The following is a 14,128-nucleotide window of genomic DNA, read 5'->3' as shown; positions in this document are numbered from 1 at the left end:
AGATTCAAGGCCGTAAGCTGACCCGGGTTGATTGAACGGGGCTGCTTGCGGCCTTGGGTATGAACCGGATCAGGCCTTGGAGAACCTAAGCCGCAACCAATACGCGGCATACACCATGATGGAGGGGACCAGTAATGTGAGGCCGACTAGGGAGGCTCCAACGCCGATGTACGGAATGAGCGTGGAATTCCCCCAAACTTCACCTGCATATCGAAGACCTGACCCCGCTAGCGTTAGAGCAGCCATCAGCAGGGTAGCCGACTGGCCTACCCGTACGGCTCGCGCATATTTATCACGTGCTGTGGACGGATCCGTATAAATCGCTTCCGTTCCCGGCTCCGCTGCGAAAATATGCAACTCCCCCTGCGAGCATACGTGCTGCCATCCTCCAGCTTCGAAGATGTGGAAGTATTCCTCACGTTCATCCTGCTTTAAACGCCGAATATCCAAGACATACACCAGGTTGCGCGGAGTTCCTCTGCGCAGCCTATACCCTAGGAAAGCAAAGCTTTCCAACAGCCAGCCCTTCGCAGCCAGTCTGCTTAACTTGTTCATCTCTATCCGTTCGGCAAAGGCCAGTCCGGCTGATCCGACATAATGTGTCTGCTTGGCGTTAGTCATGTTATCCCTCCTCTTCGGTTTGCAGCGCGAGCTTTCCGTGCTGCGCCATTCTGAATCTTCGTTCGATTTCCAGGGTGACGACCGACTTTCCCTTCACCGTGAGGCGATACGTTTTACGCCGAGGGTCTTCGTCTTCATCCATCACAATCAGCCCTGCATCCAGCATTTTCTTGACCAGGGTGTATAGAGTGGCTGGGCCGATCTTGACCTCTCCGTCTGTCAATTCCTCGATGTATTTCATAATCGAATAGCCGTGCTTAGGGGAAAGGAGAGCAAGCAGGATATAGTACGCGGAGTCCGTGAGCTGATCCATTTGCAGCGAATTGTTTCGGGACATCAGATCACCTCGTTACATGCATGATTAGGATACGTTTGAATAGCATACCCGTTATAAATATATCCATTTATGATATATTGATTAGTGATATAGTAACCTTGCGAATAATTTTTGTCAATCATTTTGGAACGAGAATCGGGCAGCCGGTAAGGCAGTTTTTGCTACTGGCCGACTCTTCAGTGAAATTGACATCGGCCATGCGGTGATGAATAATTAAACTACATCTACCTGTAAACTTGGTTTTACAGGGGGCATTTGTCGTCAATGAACTCGAGAAAGAGGTGGAGTCATGAAAGCCATTATTCATCACGGAGCCAAAGGCTTGGAGGGACTGTGCTTCACCGAGGTTCCAGACAAGCATCCTGGGCCGGGAGAGGTCAAGGTAAGTATTCGGGCTGCGGGGTTAAATCATCGCGATCTATTCGTAATCGACCGGAGAACCGAAGCGGACTCTCCTCTGATCCCCGGCTCGGACGGAGCCGGCATCGTGGAAGAGACGGGAAGCGGAGTAACGGCTGTACGCGTAGGGGATGAAGTGATCATCAACCCGAGCCTTGGCTGGCTTCGCGCCCACGAAGTCCCGCTAATCCCCGACATTCTAGGTAATCCTCTGGATGGAACCTTCGCGGAGAGCGTCATTGTACCTGCCGTTAACGTGGAGCCTAAGCCCTCGTCGCTGACCTGGGAGGAAGCGGGGGTCCTGCCGCTTGCCGCACTGACGGCGTACCGGGCGCTCTTCACGAGAGGGCAGCTTCAGCGCGGCGAGCATGTCCTGCTGCCCGGCATCGGCAGCGGAGTGGCGACCTATGCGCTGGCGATGGCCAAGGCTGCGGGAGCGACAGTTACTGTCACCTCGCGGGAAGAAGCGAAGCGGCAGGAAGCACTGCGCCTGGGGGCGGATAGGGCTATAGATAGCACCGGAGACTGGGAAGCGGCGCTCGCAGGGAGCCAGGCCGATCTTATCGTAGAGAGTATCGGGCCTGCGACGTTCCCCAAGTACTTCTCCGTGCTGCGTCCGGGCGGCCGGATCGTCAGTCTGGGGGCCACCTCGGGGGACCGGGTCGAGATTCCGCTGAGGCCGTTTATTTTCCCGCAGTTTAGCTTCCTGGGCACCTCGATGGGCAGCGCAGAGGAATTTAAGGCGATGCTTCAGTTCATTGGGCTTCATGACATTCGTCCGATACTCGATCAAACCTTTCGGTTTGCCGAAGCGGCTGGGGCATTCCGTTGGATGGAGGAGGGCAAGCAGTTCGGCAAAATTGCGTTGATTCCCTGACTCTCTCCCTACCAACCGTGTGGGCAGGGCGCTTGCCTAAGGTGAGAATGATTCTGGCGGCCGGGAGACTGCCCGATGATCGCGAAGCATTTGGATGAAGTTCGCTGCGGCAGCAGATAACGGTTCATGCCGGCGAGTGCAGACGGCGATGATGTTCCTCAGATGAATGCCCTCCACATGCACCCGGCATAGCTTACCGCGCTCCACATATTCGCGCACGACGAGGGACGAGACGAAGTTGGCGCCGTACCCGGCAATGACGGCCGTGATCGCCTCATGCAATCCGTTGAACTGGAGCGCGATGCGGGGAGCAGGCGTATTGAAGGTACGGCATAGGGCCAGCAGCCGCTCCCGCGTCGAGCTGCCTTCCTCACGCATGACGAAAGGCTCCTGCATCATCTCGGATAATGTGATGTGCTGGTTGGCATACGGATGATGCGGCGCGACAACAAACCACAGCTCATCCTGGAACAGCTCCTCGGTCTGGATGCCATCTGCAGCGGCCTCCGATAGTCCTCCATAGATCGCCAGATCTACCTCCATATTCAGCAGCTGCCGCAAGGCATGGCTGGAATTGGTGGTCGTAATCGTCATCTCCACCTGCTCGTACTGCTGCTTAAACTTGGCCAGCCACGCGGGCAGCAGGAAGTGAGCAGGCAAATACGTGGCGGCCAGCCGAATGCTCCCGTTAACCCCAGTGCGATAATCATTCGCGAATTGCTCGATCTGCTGCTCGACTGCGAACAGTCTTTTGGCGAGCAGCGTCAGCTTCTCTCCTGCATCGGTCAGCGCGATGCCGCGTCCCTGAGGCTTCAGCAGCGTGAGGGACAGCTCCTTCTCGAATTTCTTGATCTGTGCCGTGATGGACGGTTGGCTGATGCTGAGCAGCTCCGAAGCCCTTGTTACACTGCCTGTGGAGGCGACGACGTGGAATAACCGCAACGCATGCAAATTCATAGCAGGCAGTCTCCTTTGATTCATTCATAGATGAAAAGTATAGATATGATTTTATTATATATTATATTTATCATTTCCGATCGTTTACAATCAACTTGTAGTCAAAATCGGTAATGAGGAGAAGTGATCGTATGAATCAGGCGACGAAGTGGGATCAAGTGGATCAGTATATCTCGGATCGTCTTGTGCCGCATGACGCAGCGCTGGACGAAGCGCTGTCGGCTAACCGGGAGGCGGAGCTGCCGGAGTATGACGTAGCGCCGAATCAAGGGAAGTTCCTGCATCTGCTGGCGCTGATCCAAGGCTCCAAGCGCATCCTGGAGATCGGCACGCTGGGAGGCTACAGCACGATCTGGCTGGCGAGGGCCCTGCCGGCAGGCGGACAACTGGTGACGCTAGAGCTCGATCCGCATCATGCCCGGGTGGCGCAGTCCAACCTGATGTGGGCGCAGGTCGACGACAAGGTAGAGATCCGTGTCGGGGATGCGCTCGAGCAGCTAGCCCGGCTGCAAGCAGAAGGTGTAGAGCCCTTCGACCTGATCTTCATCGATGCGGATAAGCCGAATAATCCGGCTTACCTGAAGTGGGCGCTGGCATTCTCACGTACCGGAACGGTCATCGTCGGAGATAATGTCGTCCGCGACGGGGAAGTGCTGAACAGGAACAGCTCCGATCCCCGGGTACAGGGCGTACGGAAGTTCTTCGACCTGCTGGCCGTGGAGCCTCGAATCACAGCGACGGCCATTCAGACCGTGGGCAGCAAGGGCTATGACGGTTTCGTTCTGGGACTTGTGACAGGCTGACCAGCCTGCTTCTATATCGGGACCTTCCCGCAGAGGAGGGTCTTTTTTTGTTGTATATGCATCCGGAGCGAAGATCGCATGTGCGAGGTGCAGCTCCTCTTTTTTCAATACTCACCACTAGCGTCTCGAAGCCCCGATTCGTGCCTGAAGATGGGCAGAAGTAAAAGCTCGTACAGCGGCTTAAGCCACTTTCAAATCATAGGAATTTGCTTCCATCCCATGATTTCGGTAGGGTATGAACGGATGAGCCCTGTTAGGTTATTAAGGGATTGCGGTGCGGAGAGCATAAAATTTTTCTTTACAATTCGAGGTTACAGATGTAAACTCATCGATATAGTCTACAACTGTAACCTTGTGGGAGGACATGCGAATGCATCCATCGATAGCGAAAATAACGGACTCGGAGCTGGAAGTGCTCCGTATCCTGTGGGAAGCGGGAAGGGAGCTCCCGATGGCAGAGATCAGGGCCTCCCTGGAGCGATCGAGCCGTTGGGACAGCTCCACGATCAAAACACTTCTTCGCAGGCTTTGCGAGAAGGGGGCCGTGCTGGCTGAGAAGCAGGACGTGTTCTACTACAAGCCATTGGTTAGCGAGAAAGAATACAATGACTATACGACGCAAAGCCTGATTGACCGTTTGTATGCCGGCAGCGCCAAAAGTCTGGTCGCCTCACTGCTCGGAGGCAACAAGCTGAACGACGCAGATCTGGCGGAGCTGCGTATGCTGCTGAAGGAGGAAGATAAGGATGCATGAGACCTTGGCGCTCATCCTGTCTCTGTCCTTGTCGGGCAGCCTGCTGGCAGGACTTGTCTGGCTGATCAAGCCGCTCCTCCGGAACCGGATCCCCAGGTCTGTCACCTATTACCTGTGGGTGGTCGTTCTGATCCGGCTGGTGATTCCCTGGTCGTGGGAAGGAAGCATCATGAACGCGGTCTTTGCTGGCGTCCAGGCGCCAGACTTTACCGCCTCCCAGGGGGAGAAGCTGCCTGCCGGAGGCAAAGAGGAAGCGACTTCCAGCTCCGTCGCCTGGCCTAGCGCCGAGCACGCCCGTGCGGCCGGTGTCTATGATGCCGACCCGGATCACAGCGCATATTTACTGACGCTGGTGAACGAATACGTGCTATACGGCTGGCTGGCCGGGGTTGTTATCTCGCTAGCGGTTCATGTAACAGGCTATATGCGCTTTGCGGCCAGCATGCGGAACACAAGCCGGCCAGCCTCTGATAACGAGCATGCGTTATTGAACAAGCTGCTCCAGGGCAGGACCCGCCGGGTGAGGCTGGTCCGCAACGCCTATGCGGCCACTCCGATGCTGCTCGGACTATTCAGGCCACGCATCATTATCCCGGATACAGCCTATACCGAGGGGCAGCTTACTTACATCCTGCAGCATGAGCTTGTGCATCTGAGGCGTTGGGATATTGCAGTCAAATGGCTGACGGTTATCGTCACTTCTCTGCACTGGTTTAACCCTCTGATGATGGCAGTCAGGAAGGAAATCAATCAAGCCTGCGAATGCTCCTGCGATGAGGCGGTTGTCCGCGGTCTCACAACATCGGAAAAGCAAGCTTACGGCGCTGTATTGCTGGCCGTTGCGGCCCGCAGACCGCAGGCTGGAGGCGGATTGCAGGCGACATTTGCCCAGGAGAAGGCGATGCTTAGGGAAAGGCTGGTGGCGATCATGCGACCCCATACTCATACGAAAACAACCGTACTGTTCTCGAATACGCTGCTGGCTCTCGTCATGATGTGCGCGCTTGTCCTCGGAGCAAGCACGGCCGTCACGAACCCGTCGCAGGAGGAAGGCTACAGTCGGAGTCATAGACTGGTAGAACCGCCCGACATCGTGATTGCTCATGAAGGGCATACCGAGCCTATCGGGAATTATCAAGTCCTCAAGTCGAGCTGGAACGGCGCCATCTATAACAGACTTTCCTTCTATCAAACGGCCTGGTCCAGCGAGCCGACTCTGCTGACCGGATTGCGTAGGCTGAAGCCGGGAGAGGGAATGTCTGTAGACTTCGGAGCTAACCCGCCCGATCAGGTGACTGTACAGATGGCGTACCTGACGGAAAGCCATGATGAGTCCCTGCTGCCGATCCGTGAGGTGGCGGTGAGGAAGGTGAAGGGCAAGTATATGTTTGCGAATCCTCCTGCTGCCGTAAGCGACATTCCGACCACAGGCAGGGTGTTCAGCATCACCGCCGTCTGGGGAGAGAATGTTTGCGAATATGTATTTGCATCCGATGGGAAGTTTGACCATCTGGAGCCATAATTCAACTTGTCGGCAAGCAGAAAGCCTCCGTCGTGAGACCGGAGGCTTCTTCATGATTGTATGGTTGCAGGTTTATCTTAAGAATTACATAACCGTTCAGATTCTCTCGACGTATAATTCCCCAAGCATTTCTTTCAGAGCATAGCTGCCAGCGGGCAGATTGTCCTGAACAAACGCTTCGATCTCATGATGCTCCAGATCGTACATCACCTCAAGCTCTCTCGAGAACAAAAGCTGCTCCTGATCGAGAAGGGCGGGGAGGGACGGAAGGGCTTTGGCTTGCAGCGTCTCTCCGGAGAGTACCTGCGCCAGTCCGGCTACATAGCTTTCTAGCGGGCGGGCTCCTACGATCTTGACGCCCTTATGCTCTTCATTGACCATCACAATGGTCGGAAAACCGCGGACGCCGAGAGATCTGGCCAGTGCGAAGTCCTCTTCCAGCAGGTTCATCGCGGAAGACGTTCCGGATTGCTCGACTACTGCTGCGCCGTCCAGCCCTATCTGACGGACCAACTCCTCCAACATGGATTCTTCTCCGATATTCCGGTTGAAGGCAAACACAGCCTCTCGGGCGCGGCGGAGGTACAGGCGTGCGAGCCGTTCGTCCGTTTGCTGAATTGTTTTGAACACGCGGGAGGGCGGGTAAGAGGAGCGAATGGGATCATTCAGCCATAGTGAACCGTCAATTGGCATACGCGAATGCTCCCCGACTTCTTTCCAATGACCTGCTACATCGGCGGGCTTACTGATGCCATTGCTCGCATCGGCAAATCCGTCCCAGCTCTCCAGCAAGCCTCCCATCACGATATGAACATCTATATACTGCTCGTACTGCCATTTAAATTTCCTTAAGACCGGCTCCAGTGCCCAGCAATGCGAGCAGATCGGATCCGTGACATAGTAAAGCTTGGCCTTGCGGCGGGGAGGGCTCAGGTCTATGAGCTGGAGCGTGCCTTCACCAGCTTCACTGGCTTCTCCGCATATTCCCGTTTCCATATTGCAAACCATTCCCGTGGAATTCATAGTAGGTGTGCCTCGCTTTCATTCAGGTTTATATTGCTGCGCCCAAGCTTGGATAGGGCGGAGCGCAGCGGTGAGCGATCTTCCTTTTTCCGTCAGCTCATAGGTAATCACGACCGGCGTGGAGGCCGTCACCCTTTTATCGATCAGCCCATATTCCATCAGCTCGCTCAACTTCAAGGACAGAGCTCGGGGAGTAATATCCGTCAAGTTTTTCTTGATCTCGGAGAAATGGGCGGCGCCATGCGGGCGGAGCGACAGGTCGTACAGGATCAGGCCGTTCCACTTCTTCCCTAAGATGCTGAAGGTATACTCCATGTAAGGACAAACGTTCATCTTGCTCACCACCTCTATACATAGTATAGCAGATATACTTTATATATCAATAAGGGGGGCTTGAGGCTTGTGAATATGTGATAGACCTCATTGTCCTGCGAAGTCGAAGTCAGGAAGAAGTTCTCTGTTGCCGGATCGGCGTATGGCTTACAATAAAGCGGGAAGCGGAAAGATTACTGGGAAAAGGAGTGATCCTATGGAACTGGACAAGATCCGGATATCCGATGTTCCCTGGCAGCGGCTCACAACTCCTTATGGAAGAGGCACGGAGCTGCCTGCACTCTTGGCGGAGCGGCGTTACCCGGAAATAGCGAACCTGATCGAGCATCAGAGTACCCTGTGGCAGGTGACGCCATGGGTGCTGCTATTCCTGCTGAGGGAACTGGACAGCCGGGAGCCTGAACAGGTGGAGACCGAAGAAATCCGGCTGTACGCAGCGGTAGCGGCCAGTGTGGGCGACGCAGGGGAAGGGGAGCCTGTGCCGGCGATGAGCGATCTGCTGGATGCGAGGTACTGGTGGCCGGAGAGCGAGGAAGACGATGATGGGGGATGGGAGGAAGGGGAGCCGCCGGGGTACGACCAAACGGCATTCTACAGCTACTATGCCTATAGCGGCAGGCTGCTGGTGCAGGCGCTGCCTCTTTTCCGGACGATTCGCAAGGGTCAGGAAACCTTGGCGGCGGAGATCGACGGCCTGATCGAATCCTTGGAAGCCCTGAAAGGCGAATAATTTTTTTGATGTTCGCAATCCATAAGAAATGTCTGCCGGATGATTGGGTTATACTGGAATCGAGAGCAGCACCCCACTCTAATCTACGAGGTGAATAAAAATGGCATTTCAATCGAAACAAATATTCGTCAATCTGCCGGTCAAGGATTTGAATAAATCCGTCGAATTTTTTACGGCGCTCGGCTTCGAGTTCAACCCCCAATTCACCGATGAAAACGCGACTTGTATGATCATCGGCGATGGCATCTATGCGATGCTGCTGGTCGAAAGCTTCTTTAAGACCTTTACCCAGAAGGAAATCGCGAATACGGCTACTACGACCGAAGTGATTCTTGCTCTATCGGCGGAGAGCCGGGATCAAGTGGATGAATTCGTCCAGAAGGCGCTCGATAACGGAGGCAAGCCTTACAACGATAAGATTGATCACGGGTTTATGTACACCTGGAGCTTCCAGGACGTGGACGGGCATCTGTGGGAGATTATGCATATGGATGAAAGTGCCGTGCATCAAGGATAAGGCCAGAAGGGTATAGGCCCGAAGGACAAGCTGAATTTTGTTTCCCGCGCTCCAGAGGAAGATCATGAGAAGGGTTTGCCGGGTTGTCCGGGAAGCGAAGGTTACTTAGCGGAATATAATGGTTGATGAACGGGGCTGTCTCGCTGTCATGTCTTCATGACGGTCGGGATAGTCCTTTTTTTGCTGCCTGTTGATCCGGGCTGCTAGAGGAGCGGAAGCTGCAGGAATAGTCAGAAAAATTTATGTAACATCAAGATGACATGAGATGTGTTTTATATTGACAGTCATTTTGGAATCCCCTATGATTTAGTTAAATGATAATTGATAATCAATTATCATAATTCGATAAAGTTTTGCAAGGATGTGCTGATTATGAGTGGAGCCAAAATGCTTGATATCCTGGACTTGTTTTCCCTGGAGCATTGGGAGCTCAGTGTGCCGCAAATCGCCGTTATTCTGGAGCAGCCGCAGAGCACGGTCTACCGACATCTGCGGGTGTTGAAGGAAAAGGGCTATGTGATGGAAGCACAAGCGGGAGTATATAAGCTCGGATACCGGTTTCTGGAGAAGGCGAGGATGATTCGGAGTCAGAACAGTCTTGCCTCGGTAGCTTTGCCGGCGATGAGGGTGTTGACGAAGGAAACGGAAGAAACGGCGATTCTGACGATTGCTTCCGATCTGGTCGTCATTTGTCTGGAGCGGGTGGAATCCACGATGCCGATCAAGGTATCGGCCGAGATCGGCCAGGTGCTGCCGCTTCATGCCGGAGCCTCATCCAAGCCGCTGCTGGCCTATATGCCGGAGGAGACGGTCGACCTGCTGCACAGCCGGGAGCTGCTCCGCAAGTTCGCGGACAACACGATCGTCGACACGGAGCTGTTGAAGGCAGACCTGAGGCGAATTCGCGAGAGGGGCTATGCCGTCTCCGAATCGGAGGTCGATGAGCAGGTGCTGGCCTACGGAGCGCCGATCCGCGATGCGGATGGCCAGGTGATCGCCGTTCTGAGCATAGCCGGGCCTGTAGAGAGGCTGTCGCAGAAGGCTGAAGCACAGCTTGTGAGCCATCTGCATCAGGCCGTCCATGAAATTCAAACCTATTTATAATGGTCAAAGGATGTGTCAGCATGAATCGCTTCGATAACGTCATTAAAGGAATGCTTGTGTTGGAAACGGAAGTCATTCGGGGGCAAGTAGGGGTCAAGGACGGTAAGATCGCTTGTATTGCCGATGAGACAGCCGTGCTGGAAGCAGAGCGCGTCATGGACTGCGGCAGCAGCTACGTATTCCCCGGCATGATCGATACGCATGTCCATTGCTTCAGCAATCCCGACGAAGGCTTCGAGCCGACGAGCCGCTCGGCGGCAGTCGGAGGCATCACGACCTTCCTCGATATGCCCTATGATCTGCCTAAGCCTATTACGGATGTAGCGGTATTTGAAGAGAAGGTTGTTCGTCTGGAGCAGCAGTCTGTAGTGGACATTGCGCTCTGGGCGACCATCTCGAAATACAACGGAACAGGGCAGATCGTGCCTCTCGCCGAGGCGGGGGCGGTCGCCTTCAAGATGTCGACCTTCGAAACCGATCCGTACCGGTTCCCTCGGATTCCCGACCAGGAGATCATGCAGGCGATGCGCCTGATCGAGCAGACCGGCCTGCGCGCGGCCTTTCACTCCGAGAATAACGAGATGATCGTCGAGCTGATCCGAGAGTACCAGGAGTCGGGCAAGGTATACCCCCGCGCTCATATGGAGACGCGTCCCCCTGTGACGGAGACGAGCGAGGTACTGAAGCTGATGGAGTTCGCATACTGGACGGGTGTGAAGCTCCATATCGTCCATGTCAGCCACCCCGAAACGGTGGAGCTGATTAAGCTATTCCGTCAGCGGGGTGTGCAGGTGACCTGCGAAACCTGCTACCCTTACCTGCTGCTGGACGTGAACGATCTCGAGCGCATGGGCCCGCGGGCTAAGATGAACCCTCCGCTTCGCGAGCCGGAGGACGTGGCAGGACTGTGGCGCCATGTGAACGAGGGTCAGATCGATCTTATCTGTTCCGATCATGCCCCATGGGGGATTGAGAAGAAGGAGATTGGCGATGACAATATTTTCCTATCCGCCTCGGGTCTGCCTGGCGTGGAGATTCTGGTGCCGCTGCTATTCGACCGGGCGGTCATGCAGGGAGGAATGTCGCCGGTGCAGTTCGCCAAGCTGATGAGCCAGCATCCGGCCGAGGTGTTCGGCATTGCGGACAAGGGTCGGATCGCCGTCGGCTGCGACGCTGACCTGACGGTCATCGACCCGCAGGGAGCGACGCTGGTTGACGAGACGAAGCTTCGCTCGCATTCGAAGCTGACCCCTTTTCATGGCAAGCAGCTGCAAGGCCGTATTCAATATACGGTGGTGCGGGGAACGGTCGTCTATGACGGCGAGGACATTACGGTGGAGCCGGGCTTTGGCAGATTCGTGCCGGGGATGGCCAGCAAGCGGAGAAAGGTGGAGAGTCGATGAGCGATCGGCAGGATTTTCGTTACGCACTGAATCTGCTGCAGCAAAGCGGCAGAGTGACGACCGTAGGCGGGGAGGTGGACCCTCGCTTCGAGCTTCCGGCCGTACTGGCGCAGATCCAGGATGAGTCGGCTGTCGTCTTCGAGAAGGTCAAGGGCTATAAGGCCAAGGCGGTAGGCAATTTGGTCAACCGTCCTAACTATGCCGTTAGCTGCGGGCTTGCGCCGACGCTGGAGGCGTCCCTCGCCCAGATCACGGCCGGCTTGAAGCAGCCGGTTCCGGCGGTGATGGTCGCAGACGCTCCGTGCCGGGAAGTTATCGTCACGGAGAACATCGACGTGATGAAGCTGATGCCGGTGACGACGTACTTCGAGCATGAGGCCGGGCCGTATATTACGGCCGGTATCGTGGTGGCCAAGGATCCGGAGACCGGCAAGCGCAACGTGTCCATGAACCGGCTGCTCGTACTGGGGCCGGACCGGCTGATGATCGGGATGTCGCCGAGCCATCATCTGTACCAGCTCATGGTCAAGGCGGCCGGGCTGGGGCGGGCGCTCGAGGTATCCGTCGCCATCGGGAGCCATCCCGCCGTACTGGTAGCGGCCAATGCCTATGTCGATCTGGGCGTGGATGAGTTCGAGATTGCCGGAGGGATGCTAGGCGAGCCGCTCACGCTGTCCCCCGGAGTTACGGTGGACGTGGAGGTTCCGGCAGGCTCGGAGATCGTCATCGAGGCCGAGTTTGTTCCGGAGGAGCTGCACGAGGAGGGCTGGGTGTCCGAATTCCACGGCATGTATGTGGATTACGGCAAGAGTCCGGTGCTTAAGGTCAAGGCCGTCACGCACCGGCATGACCCCTATTATCAGGTCATTCTGCCCGGGAAATACCAGGAGCATTTCCTGATCGGAGCGATGGCGATCGAGACGACTCTGCTCTCACATATCCGGCGTGCCGTTCCCGGTACCAAGGCCGTGCTTGTGACCGAGGGCGGGATGGGACGCTGCCATGCCGTCGTATCCATCAAGGGTGCAAGGCCTGGAGAAGGGCAGAAGGCGGTATTCGCCGCTTTCGCACATTGTAATCTGATCAAGCAAGTCACGGTCGTCGACGATGACATCAAGATCGATAATCCCACAGAAGTCGAATGGGCCGTTGCTGCCCGCATGAGAGCCGAGCAGGACCTGATGGTCATTCCGGGCGTCCGGACCGACCGCGCCGATCCGCTCGTCGATGGCGGGACCGTTACTAAGCTCGGTATTATCGCCTTGCGCCGTCCGACGGCCTTGCCTTTAGCTGAAATCCCCCGTGAAGTGATGGATAAAGTGGGGAAACAGTGGCCGTCGTATGAGATTCGCAAGGCCGTCCCCAGAGGCGCCAGCCTTACTGACACCGGACAACCGGAAGTTTAAAGGAGGAACGAACAATGGAGCAGTATGTATGGAAGGCAGATCCGGAGCGGCTGCAGCGCCAGATCGAGGCTTTGGCGGCGATCACGAATCCGGAAAAGCCGGGCTGGACCCGCAGGCCGTTCACGTCCTGGTATGCGGAGGGCCGGCAGTGGCTGCGCGAGCAGATGCTGGATGCCGGTCTCCAGGTCGAGATTGATGCCGCTTCCAATCTGATCGGACGGCTGCCGGGCACGGACCCGGAGCTTAAGCCGATCATGGTCGGCTCGCACACCGATACGGTGACGGGCGGCGGCCGCTTCGACGGTATTATCGGCGTCCTGGCCGGCATCGAGCTGGCCCGTTCGATTCATGCCAGCGGCATGAAGCTTCGGCATCCGCTGCACATCGTGGACTTCACGGCTGAGGAGCCGAGTGAGTTCGGCATCTCGACGATCGGAAGCCGGGGTATGGTCGATAACTTGCCGCCAGATATGCTGGAGCGCACCGATGTCGACGGGCTTGTCCTGCGCGATGCTATCCAACTGGCGGGTGGCGATCCTGAGCAGATCCCGGCACAGGCCAGACGCAAAGGCGACGTGGCACTGTATCTGGAGCTGCATATCGAGCAGGGGCCGGTGCTGGAGCAGACCGGCAACAAGCTGGGCGTCGTCACGGGTATCGTAGGCATTCACCGTTACCGCGTGACGGTGGATGGAGAGCCGAACCATGCGGGCACGACCCCGATGGCGATGCGCAAGGACGCGCTGACCGGCGCATCCTGGCTGGTGCTGGCGCTGGAGGAGATCTGCGGGCGCAGCTATGCGGAGCCTGTGGTGGGGACGGTCGGCAAGCTGGCGGTGGAGCCGAATGCCTCCAATGTCGTACCCGGCCGGGTCGTGTTTGATCTGGAGGTCCGTTCGCTGGATGTACCCATTATGGAGGAGCTGGCGCGCCTGCTGGCGGAGAAGGCTGAGGAGCTGCGTCAGACGCGCGGGCTGAGCGTGGGGATGGAGCTGCTCTCCAAGTCGGAGCCGATCCGTGTATCAGCCGAGGTGAGGTCGCTGGTGGAGCAGGCTTGCGCGCAGACGGCGTCTACGATCGAGCTGCCGAGCGGTGCAGGGCATGATGCCAATCAGCTCGCGCGCATCGCGCCAATCGGGATGATCTTCGTGCCGAGTCTGGGCGGACGAAGCCATTGTCCGGAGGAATGGACCGACTATGAGGAAGTGGCTTTGGGCGTCGAGGCGTTGACCAAGGCTGTCGTCCAATTTGACCAAGGTAAATAAAATTATTTTATTACGATAACTAACAATCATATAACGATAAATAACTGTTGACGATGTCTGATTTTGTCGGTAATATG

General features: G+C 56.3%; 15 protein-coding genes. 10 read left to right on the top strand and 5 right to left on the bottom strand.

All coding sequences use genetic code 11. From position 1 onward, the window contains the following. Positions 1-69: 69 nt before the first annotated feature. Positions 70-621: a DUF2812 domain-containing protein gene (locus tag WMW72_RS01430; protein WP_341413620.1), complete on the bottom strand. Its 552-nt coding sequence runs from the start codon at positions 619-621 to the stop codon at positions 70-72. Position 622: 1 nt separating this feature from the next. After that, positions 623-958 carry a PadR family transcriptional regulator gene (locus tag WMW72_RS01425; protein WP_341413619.1) on the bottom strand — a complete coding sequence of 112 codons (336 nt, stop codon included), beginning with the start codon at positions 956-958 and terminating at the stop codon, positions 623-625. A gap of 289 nt (positions 959-1,247) precedes the next feature. Here WMW72_RS01425 and WMW72_RS01420 point away from each other — a divergent pair, with 289 nt between their 5' ends. Continuing rightward, a complete protein-coding gene (locus WMW72_RS01420; protein WP_341413618.1) occupies positions 1,248-2,234 on the top strand; it encodes a zinc-binding dehydrogenase in 987 nt (328 codons plus the stop codon). A gap of 36 nt (positions 2,235-2,270) precedes the next feature. Here WMW72_RS01420 and WMW72_RS01415 read toward each other — a convergent pair whose 3' ends face one another. Next, the gene (locus tag WMW72_RS01415; RefSeq protein ID WP_341413617.1) at positions 2,271-3,191 is read right to left on the bottom strand and encodes a LysR substrate-binding domain-containing protein; all 921 of its coding nucleotides are present in this window, start codon (positions 3,189-3,191) and stop codon (positions 2,271-2,273) included. A gap of 131 nt (positions 3,192-3,322) precedes the next feature. Between WMW72_RS01415 and WMW72_RS01410 the strand changes: the two genes are divergently transcribed. The 3 genes from WMW72_RS01410 (at position 3,323) to WMW72_RS01400 (ending at position 6,270) form a co-directional block, all read left to right on the top strand. Next, positions 3,323-3,994, top strand: coding sequence for an O-methyltransferase (locus tag WMW72_RS01410; protein WP_341413616.1), 672 nt, complete (start codon positions 3,323-3,325; stop codon positions 3,992-3,994). A 370-nt stretch (positions 3,995-4,364) separates the two neighbouring features. Beyond that, complete coding sequence (locus WMW72_RS01405) at positions 4,365-4,748, top strand: BlaI/MecI/CopY family transcriptional regulator (protein WP_341413615.1); 384 nt, start codon at positions 4,365-4,367, stop codon at positions 4,746-4,748. Next, positions 4,741-6,270, top strand: coding sequence for a M56 family metallopeptidase (locus WMW72_RS01400; protein WP_341413614.1), 1,530 nt, complete (start codon positions 4,741-4,743; stop codon positions 6,268-6,270). The genes WMW72_RS01405 and WMW72_RS01400 overlap by 8 nt, the downstream gene beginning before the upstream one ends. Positions 6,271-6,366: 96 nt before the next feature. On the opposite strand, the gene WMW72_RS01395 is transcribed toward WMW72_RS01400, so the two are convergent. Next, positions 6,367-7,293, bottom strand: coding sequence for a DsbA family protein (locus WMW72_RS01395; RefSeq protein WP_341413613.1), 927 nt, complete (start codon positions 7,291-7,293; stop codon positions 6,367-6,369). A gap of 18 nt (positions 7,294-7,311) precedes the next feature. Continuing rightward, entirely contained in the window at positions 7,312-7,626 is a 315-nt protein-coding gene (locus WMW72_RS01390) for a winged helix-turn-helix transcriptional regulator (RefSeq protein ID WP_341413612.1), read from the bottom strand. A gap of 196 nt (positions 7,627-7,822) precedes the next feature. Here WMW72_RS01390 and WMW72_RS01385 point away from each other — a divergent pair, with 196 nt between their 5' ends. The 6 genes from WMW72_RS01385 (at position 7,823) to WMW72_RS01360 (ending at position 14,051) form a co-directional block, all read left to right on the top strand. Next, complete coding sequence (locus WMW72_RS01385; RefSeq protein WP_341413611.1) at positions 7,823-8,356, top strand: hypothetical protein; 534 nt, start codon at positions 7,823-7,825, stop codon at positions 8,354-8,356. A 100-nt stretch (positions 8,357-8,456) separates the two neighbouring features. After that, positions 8,457-8,873, top strand: coding sequence for a VOC family protein (locus tag WMW72_RS01380; RefSeq protein ID WP_341413609.1), 417 nt, complete (start codon positions 8,457-8,459; stop codon positions 8,871-8,873). Positions 8,874-9,245: 372 nt separating this feature from the next. After that, the gene (locus tag WMW72_RS01375; RefSeq protein WP_341413607.1) at positions 9,246-9,977 is read left to right on the top strand and encodes an IclR family transcriptional regulator; all 732 of its coding nucleotides are present in this window, start codon (positions 9,246-9,248) and stop codon (positions 9,975-9,977) included. Between the two features lie 20 nt (positions 9,978-9,997). Then, complete coding sequence (locus WMW72_RS01370) at positions 9,998-11,380, top strand: dihydroorotase (protein ID WP_341413606.1); 1,383 nt, start codon at positions 9,998-10,000, stop codon at positions 11,378-11,380. Then, positions 11,377-12,786, top strand: a complete 1,410-nt coding sequence (locus tag WMW72_RS01365) for a UbiD family decarboxylase (RefSeq protein WP_341413605.1) — start codon at positions 11,377-11,379, stop codon at positions 12,784-12,786. The genes WMW72_RS01370 and WMW72_RS01365 overlap by 4 nt, the downstream gene beginning before the upstream one ends. A gap of 14 nt (positions 12,787-12,800) precedes the next feature. Next, positions 12,801-14,051: a Zn-dependent hydrolase gene (locus WMW72_RS01360; protein WP_341413604.1), complete on the top strand. Its 1,251-nt coding sequence runs from the start codon at positions 12,801-12,803 to the stop codon at positions 14,049-14,051. Positions 14,052-14,128 lie beyond the last annotated feature (77 nt).

This window comes from Paenibacillus filicis, assembly GCF_038070315.1.
Classification (GTDB): domain Bacteria; phylum Bacillota; class Bacilli; order Paenibacillales; family NBRC-103111; genus Paenibacillus_G; species Paenibacillus_G filicis.
Note: the sequence above shows the minus strand (reverse complement) of the source record. Positions and strands in the feature narration are given on the sequence as shown.